Origin of the sequence: Pantoea sp. 1.19, assembly GCF_001922585.1 — a bacterium.
GTDB lineage: Bacteria > Pseudomonadota > Gammaproteobacteria > Enterobacterales > Enterobacteriaceae > 1-19.
The window spans coordinates 232,350-239,117 of sequence record NZ_MRBS01000007.1 but is presented as its reverse complement, the minus strand read 5'-3'; the positions used below and the strand labels follow the sequence as shown (position 1 = coordinate 239,117).

Here is a 6,768-nt window from a genome sequence, read left to right as displayed (position 1 = left end):
GGTCAGCAAACATCTGTTTAAGACGCCTATTTTCATCTTCCAGGTCTTTAATTTTCTTGATATCAGAAGCTTCCATTCCGCCATATTTCGCTTTCCAGTTGTAATAGCTGGCTTCTGAAATAGCTGCCTCACGGCAGACATCTTTCACCGTTCGACCGGCTTCAACAGACTTCAAAACGGCGATAATCTGGTGCTCAGTAAATCGGGCTTTACGCATAACGATCTCCTTCTGGGGACATATTCAGTATGTCGGAAGATCTCTAAAAGTGAATGGTTCTTTTTGCAGGGATACTTACAGAATAACCTGATTAATACTCTAGTTACTAACAAGTTTGCGTAGTTATTATTGCTGATGAGGGGTAATCGTTACGGTGGTCACAGAAACATTATTTCCAGTAAAGATCATTAGCCATCCTCATAAGGGAGAATGGCTGATTAGTTTTATTTTATTAAACACATAGACTAGACATTGCCCCGATTTATCTTCGCATAGTCAAACGGCGTAATCCCCTTCTCCCGGTTCGCATCCAGAAAATCAGCCCACCACTGCAACATCAGCTTGCGCTCATCCAGATGTTCCGCTTTATGGATATACGCTGCCCGCACTGAGTTACGTTCCATATGGCTCATCTGACGTTCGACCGCATCCTTCGACCATAGTCCTGACTCAATTAACGAACTACAGGCCATAGTACGAAAACCGTGACCGCAAACCTCAACCTTAGTGTCATAGCCCATCACCCGTAACGCACTGTTTACCGTGTTCTCGCTCATGGGCTTACGCGGATCGTGATCGCCAATAAAAATGAGTTCATGTTCGCCGCAGAACTGTTTTATCTGTTTCAGGATCGCCAGTGCCTGCTTTGAAAGCGGCACCAGATGAGGTGTACGCATCTTTGATCCTCGCTGAGAATGTTTCACGCCGGGAATAGGCTCTCGCTCAGGCGGGATGGTCCACATTGACGTTTCAAAATCGATCTCTGACCAGCGAGCAAAACGAAGTTCACTGGATCGAATAAAGATAAGCAAAGTGAGCTCGGTTGCCCAGCGGGTGAGCGGTCTGCCGGTATAGCCATCTATTTTCTGAAGTAATTCAGGGATACGCTTTAACTCCAGTGCCGGACGATGCTGCCGGTTACTGGAAGCTACTGCCCCCGCCATCTCCTGCGCCGGGTTGTAATCAATTAACCCGCTTTGCACTGCATAACGCATGATGGCCGTGGTGCGCTGTTGAAGACGGGAAGCCACTTCAAGACGTCCAGATGTCTCTACGGCTTTAATGGGAATTAACAAATCGCGGGTACCCAGTTCAGTAATATTGCGAGTGCCAATTGCCGGGAAGATATTGTCCTCAAGGCTCCTTTTTACGCGATTAGCATGATCTTCCGACCATTTCTGATTGGTAATGAGCCACTCTCTGGCAACCTTCTCGAAAGTAATAATCTCTTTCGCCTGCTCTTCTTTCACAGCACGTTTATGTTCACGAGGATCGATACCAGCAGCTACCAACTTTCTGGCTTCTTCCCTTTTCTTCCTGGCATCCGCCAGCGAAACATCCGGGTAAACGCCGAACGCCATCAAATGCTGTTTACCGCCAAAACGGAAACGAAATCGCCAATACTTTGAGCCGTTAGGTTTTACAAGTAAGGACATTCCGTCGCCGTCAACAAGTGAATACTCTTTCTCCTCAGGTTTTGCAGAACGAACTTTAGTATCCGTTAGGGCCATGATGGGCCTCCTTCCATTGGTATCTCGTGAGTATACAAACAATATCGAATCGGCAAATATACTCATTAGTATACTCACAAGCTTGTTGATGTGGGTTGAGTTAGGTTGACTTCAGTTGAGGAGAAAATCGTGGAAAGCCTTGCAGGAACTGGATTTCAGACATAAAAAAAGACCTCAGTTGAGGTCTATTTACGTACTGTTGGTGCCGAAGGCCGGACTCGAACCGGCACGTATTGCTACGGTTGATTTTGAATCAACTGCGTCTACCGATTTCGCCACTCCGGCACGGAAGAGGATTGCGGAAAACGTGGCGATTATACCCTGAGATGCTCAGCGCGCAACCAGATTCCCCGCTTGCCCCTGCCGAATGCTGCATTTTTCGTCGTCGCCCTGCCGCCCTTAAGCCGCGGAAAGCGCGGGCATTCTGCTCTCACCCCGCTTGCCTACCGGGGCGGAATGGTCTGATTTTGCGTTTTCCTGCCGCCGCGCCGCGGCGGGTGGGAACTTGTGCCGCTGCCGTCAGTCACATTTCCGTAGGGCGTCGTTCGGGCGCCCGCAGTCAGACAGGAAATGCAACGATGGCAATGAAATGGAAAACGGCGCTGGCGCTGACCGGCGCACTGCTGGCGGCGCAGGCGTCGGCGGCCAGCTGGCAGGATCAGCTGAGCAGTGCGGCCACCCAGCTGAATCAACACGGTGCGCAAAGCGGCGCGGCAGCGAACGGCGGCGGATTGTCGCTGGGCGCGCTGAGCGGCCTGCTGAACGGCGGTAATCAGGCGCTGAGCGCTGGCAGCATGACCAACGCCGCCGGCGTGCTGCAGTACTGCGTGCAAAATAACCTGGTGAACAACCCGGTGAACGGGGTGAAGGATCAGCTGCTGAGCAAGCTGGGGCTGCCGGGCGGCCAGCAGCCGGCAGCGTCTGCGCCGGCGGATTATCAGCAGGGCCTGCTGGGGCTGCTGAACACCGGACAGGGCCAGCAGGTGAACCTCAAGGCGCTGGGCGAGACGCCGCTCGGCAAGCAGGTGAAGACTAAAGCCTGCGACCTGGTGCTGAAACAGGGCAAGCAATTTATTTCATGACGTTGAGAGGCGCTTCACGCGCCTCCTTTTTTCCGCCCGCTTCTCTCCCCTCCCCGTCGTCCCCGCGCTAAGCTGGGCGTTTTCGCCACGAAGGAGAGGCGTATGTCTGCGTATTCCCTCACGACGCTGGCCGGCGGCGGCGCCGCGTCTGAACGTGCTGCTGCTGCACGGCTATGGCGAACACCCGGCCGCTATCACCACGTGGCCGCCGCGCTGAACGCCATCGGCGCGTCGGTGTTTGCGCCGGATCGTGCCGGTCACGGCCGCCCGGCGGGCGAGCGGGTGTGCCTGGAGGACATGGCCGCGGTCGTGAGCGATGCGCACCGGGTGGCCAACGCGCTGACGGCGGCGGGGCCGCTGGCGGTGGTCGGCTACCCGATGGGCGGCATGATCGCCACCCGCTACGTTCAGCGCGTTGCCGACGACGGGGCGGCGCGGGTCCTGTCCGGGCCGCTGCCCGGCCGTTGTACCGCCGTTGGCGATCTGCTGGCCCTGACTGCGCTGCCGGACGCGCCGCTGGACGTCACGACGCTGTCGCGCGACCCGCAGGTGGTCGCCGGGATTATCAGGCCGATCCGCGGGTGCGGCGCGGCCCCTTTAGGCGGCCAGCGCTGCAGGCGTTTCAGCGGATGCGGGTAACCCTTGACGACGGCCCGGGGTTCGGCGATCGGCCGGTGCTGTGGCGCCGCGGCGGCGCCGATCGGCTGGTGCTGGCGGACCAGAGCCGCAGCGCGCTGGCGACGCTGGCCGGCTGCCGCACCGGGAGCCGGATCTGGCCCGGCGCGCGGCATGAGATTGTTAACGAGACCCACCGCGATGCGGTGCGCTCAGATGCGGCCGCGTTGCTTCGCCGGATAGCGATCTGAGGCGCCGCGCGGGCGGCCAGCTGCTATGCTGTAAGCGAATTATCCGCCTGATGAAATAAGGAAAATGACGATGTCGATCCCCCTGCTGATTGCCCGCACGCCGGAAAAAGAGGTGCACCTGCTGTCCAACATGGCGAACCGCCACGGCCTGATCACCGGCGCCACCGGCACCGGTAAGACCGTGACGCTGCAGAAGCTGGCGGAGTCGTTTTCTCAGGCGGGCGTGCCGGTGTTTATGGCCGACGTGAAGGGCGATCTCTCCGGCATCGCCGCCGCCGGCAGCGCGTCGGAGAAGCTGAGCGCGCGACTGGCGGGGATGGGCGTGCATGACTGGCAGCCGCAGGCCAATCCGGCGGTACCGTGGGATATCTTTGGCGCACAGGGGCATCCGCTGCGCGCCACGGTGTCGGATCTCGGCCCGCTGCTGCTGGCGCGCCTGTTGAACCTTAACGAGGTGCAGTCGGGCGTGCTGCAGATCATTTTCCGCATTGCGGACGATCGCGGGCTGCTGCTGCTGGATTTTAAAGACCTGCGCGCGATGACCCAGTATATCGGCGATAACGCAAAAGCTTTTCAAACCCAGTACGGCAACATTCACGGTGCATCGATCGGGGCGATTCAGCGCGGGCTGCTGACGCTGGAGCAGCAGGGCGCGGAGCACTTTTTCGGCGAGCCGATGCTGGATATCCGCGACTGGCTGCGCACCGATGCCAACGGCCACGGCGCGATCAACATCCTGTCGGCGGAGAAGCTGTATCAGATGCCGAAGCTGTACGCCACCAGCCTGCTGTGGCTGCTCTCCGAGCTGTACGAGCAGCTGCCGGAAGCCGGCGACCTCGACAAGCCGAAACTGGTGTTTTTCTTTGACGAAGCGCACCTGTTGTTTAACGACGCGCCGCCGGTGCTGCTGGATAAGATTGAGCAGGTGATCCGCCTGATCCGTTCAAAAGCGGTGGGCGTCTGGTTTGTGTCACAAAACCCCGCGGATATACCCGACCGCGTACTGGGCCAGCTGGGCAACCGCGTACAGCACGCACTGCGCGCTTTTACCCCGCGGGATCAGAAAGCGGTCAGGGCGGCGGCGCAGACCCTGCGCGCCAATCCGGCGTTTGATACGGAAGCGGCGATCCAGGCACTGGGCACCGGCGAGGCGCTGATTTCGTTTCTCGACGAGAAAGGCAGCCCGTCGGTTGTGGAGCGCACTTTTGTGATTGCTCCCGGTTCGCGCATGGGGCCGCTGAGCGCCGATGAGCGCAACGGCCTGATTAACCACTCGCCGCTGTACGGTAAATATGATCAGCCGGTGGATCGCGAGTCGGCCTTTGAGCGCCTGCAGCAGGGCGTGCAGGCCACCACCGAGGCCCAGCAGGCGCCGCCGGTGGCACCGCCCGACGGCGCGGTGAGCGGCGGGATCCTCGACGGGCTGAAGGAGATCCTGTTTGGCAGCGTCGGACCGCGCGGCGGCAAGCGTGACGGCGTCGTTCAGCAGGCGGCGAAAAGCGCCGCCCGTCAGGTCACCAATCAGATCATCCGCGGCGTGCTGGGCAGCCTGCTCGGCGGGCGCAAGCGCTGAGTATGGACGAGAAAGTTATTGCGCTGCGGCGGATGAAGCGCCTGCCGCTGCTGCTGCTGCTGTTGGCCGCCGCCATTTTTATCACCACCCTGTTTTTGCCCCCCGCGCGCTGGGTCAGCGGGCTGAAGGCAGTGGCCGAGGCGGCGATGGTCGGCGCGCTGGCCGACTGGTTTGCAGTGGTGGCACTGTTTCGCCGCGTGCCGATCCCGCTGATCGCCCGCCACACGGCGATCGTGCCGAACAATCAGCAGCGCATCGCCGATAATCTGGCGCGCTTCGTGCAGGATAAATTTCTGGATACCGATTCGCTGCTGGCGCTGATCCGCCGTCACGATCCGATTGGCGCGCTGGCGGGCTGGCTGGCGCAGCCGGAGAATGCTGCGCGCCTCGGCGGCCATCTGAACCAGCTGCTGCGCGGACTGCTGGCGCTCACCGATGACGTCCGCATTCAGCACGTTGTGCGCCAGGCGGTGCACAAGGCGATCGATAAGGTGGATTTGACCCAGTCCGCGGCGGTGGTGCTGGACAGCCTGACGCGCAATCAGCGCCATCAGGCGCTGCTGGACAGCGCAATTAGCCAGCTGCTGACGCTGATGCAGAAACCGGCCACCAGGGCGTTTATTGCCGATCAGGTGGTGCGCTGGCTGCGGCGCGAGCATCCGATTAAAGAGAAGATCCTGCCGAGCGAGTGGCTGGGCGAGCACAGCGCCGAGGCGGTGACCCGCGCGGTGCACAGTCTGCTCGACGAGGTGAGCCACGATGAGGGCCACGCGCTGCGTCAGGGCTTTGACCGCGCGGTGGCGCGGCTGATCGACCGTCTGAAGCAGGATCCGGAGATGGCCGGGCGCGCCGAACAGATCAAAGCGTGGCTGAAGGCGGATCCGGCGCTGAACCGCTATATCGCCGATCTGTGGGGCGATCTGCGCGGCTGGCTTAAGCAGGATCTGCAGGATCCGCAGTCGTCGGTGGCGCGCGCCGTTAGCCGCGCCGGCGCGTGGCTAGGCGAGACGCTGCAGGCCGATGAGGCGCTGCGCGCGTCGCTGAATCAGCACCTGGAGAACGCCGCGCGCGCCATGGCGCCGGAATTCTCCACCTTTTTGACCCGCCACATCAGCGATACGGTAAAAAGCTGGGATGCGCGCGAGATGTCGCGACAAATTGAACTGAATATTGGCAAGGATTTGCAGTATATCCGCATCAACGGCACGCTGGTTGGCGGCGCCGTCGGCCTGCTGCTGTTTCTTATTTCGCAGCTGCCATACTGGCTGGGTCTGTGAGGCCGGCCCGCGCGACGCGGTGAGGGCGGCAACACTCCCCCCGCGCTTGCGGCGCGTGCCCCGGCCGCCTGACCCTCTTTACCTGTCCGCCCCGCCACGCTGAGCCGGCTGCGCACAGCCGTGGGGGACGACGGCCCCCGCGCTCGCGGCGCGTGCCCCGGCCGCCTGACCCTCTTTACCTGTCCGCCCCGCCACGCTGAGCCGGCTGCGCACAGCCGTGGGGGACGACGGCCCCCGCGCTC

At 60.7% G+C, this 6,768-nt stretch carries 7 protein-coding genes and 1 tRNA gene; 5 read left to right on the top strand and 3 right to left on the bottom strand.

Annotated elements, in window-relative coordinates; all coding sequences use genetic code 11:
* The 3 genes from BS626_RS14135 to BS626_RS14125 form a co-directional block, all read right to left on the bottom strand.
* Positions 1-217, bottom strand: a 217-nt coding sequence (locus tag BS626_RS14135) for a transposase (protein ID WP_075183030.1), incomplete at its 3' end; no start/stop codon positions are given.
* A gap of 245 nt (positions 218-462) precedes the next feature.
* Positions 463-1,728, bottom strand: a complete 1,266-nt coding sequence (locus tag BS626_RS14130; protein WP_075183029.1) for an integrase arm-type DNA-binding domain-containing protein — start codon at positions 1,726-1,728, stop codon at positions 463-465.
* 200 nt (positions 1,729-1,928) lie between these two features.
* Positions 1,929-2,013: transfer RNA gene (locus tag BS626_RS14125), tRNA-Leu, on the bottom strand.
* Positions 2,014-2,306: 293 nt separating this feature from the next.
* On the opposite strand from BS626_RS14125, the gene BS626_RS14120 reads away from it, so the two are divergent.
* From BS626_RS14120 to BS626_RS14105, 5 genes are all read left to right on the top strand, one after another.
* A complete protein-coding gene (locus tag BS626_RS14120; RefSeq protein ID WP_371328505.1) occupies positions 2,307-2,810 on the top strand; it encodes a DUF2501 domain-containing protein in 504 nt (167 codons plus the stop codon).
* A 102-nt stretch (positions 2,811-2,912) separates the two neighbouring features.
* Positions 2,913-3,449 (top strand): alpha/beta fold hydrolase, encoded by a 537-nt coding sequence (locus tag BS626_RS18890; protein ID WP_256374857.1) that lies wholly within the window; start codon positions 2,913-2,915, stop codon positions 3,447-3,449.
* The gene (locus BS626_RS18995) at positions 3,392-3,676 is read left to right on the top strand and encodes a hypothetical protein (protein WP_256374856.1); all 285 of its coding nucleotides are present in this window, start codon (positions 3,392-3,394) and stop codon (positions 3,674-3,676) included. Before BS626_RS18890 ends, BS626_RS18995 begins: the two co-directional genes overlap by 58 nt.
* A gap of 70 nt (positions 3,677-3,746) precedes the next feature.
* Entirely contained in the window at positions 3,747-5,249 is a 1,503-nt protein-coding gene (locus BS626_RS14110; RefSeq protein WP_075183028.1) for a helicase HerA-like C-terminal domain-containing protein, read from the top strand.
* 2 nt (positions 5,250-5,251) lie between these two features.
* Entirely contained in the window at positions 5,252-6,526 is a 1,275-nt protein-coding gene (locus tag BS626_RS14105; protein ID WP_075183027.1) for a DUF445 domain-containing protein, read from the top strand.
* Positions 6,527-6,768: the final 242 nt, after the last annotated feature.

Excerpts from the sequence above, each read along its gene's own strand:
- BS626_RS14130 (WP_075183029.1), bottom strand. The coding sequence starts at position 1,728 with ATGGCCCTAACGGATACTAAAGTTCGTTCTGCAAAACCTGAGGAGAAA.
- BS626_RS14120 (WP_371328505.1), top strand. The coding sequence starts at position 2,307 with ATGGCAATGAAATGGAAAACGGCGCTGGCGCTGACCGGCGCACTGCTG.
- BS626_RS18890 (WP_256374857.1), top strand. The coding sequence starts at position 2,913 with ATGTCTGCGTATTCCCTCACGACGCTGGCCGGCGGCGGCGCCGCGTCT.
- BS626_RS14110 (WP_075183028.1), top strand. The coding sequence starts at position 3,747 with ATGTCGATCCCCCTGCTGATTGCCCGCACGCCGGAAAAAGAGGTGCAC.
- BS626_RS14105 (WP_075183027.1), top strand. The coding sequence starts at position 5,252 with ATGGACGAGAAAGTTATTGCGCTGCGGCGGATGAAGCGCCTGCCGCTG.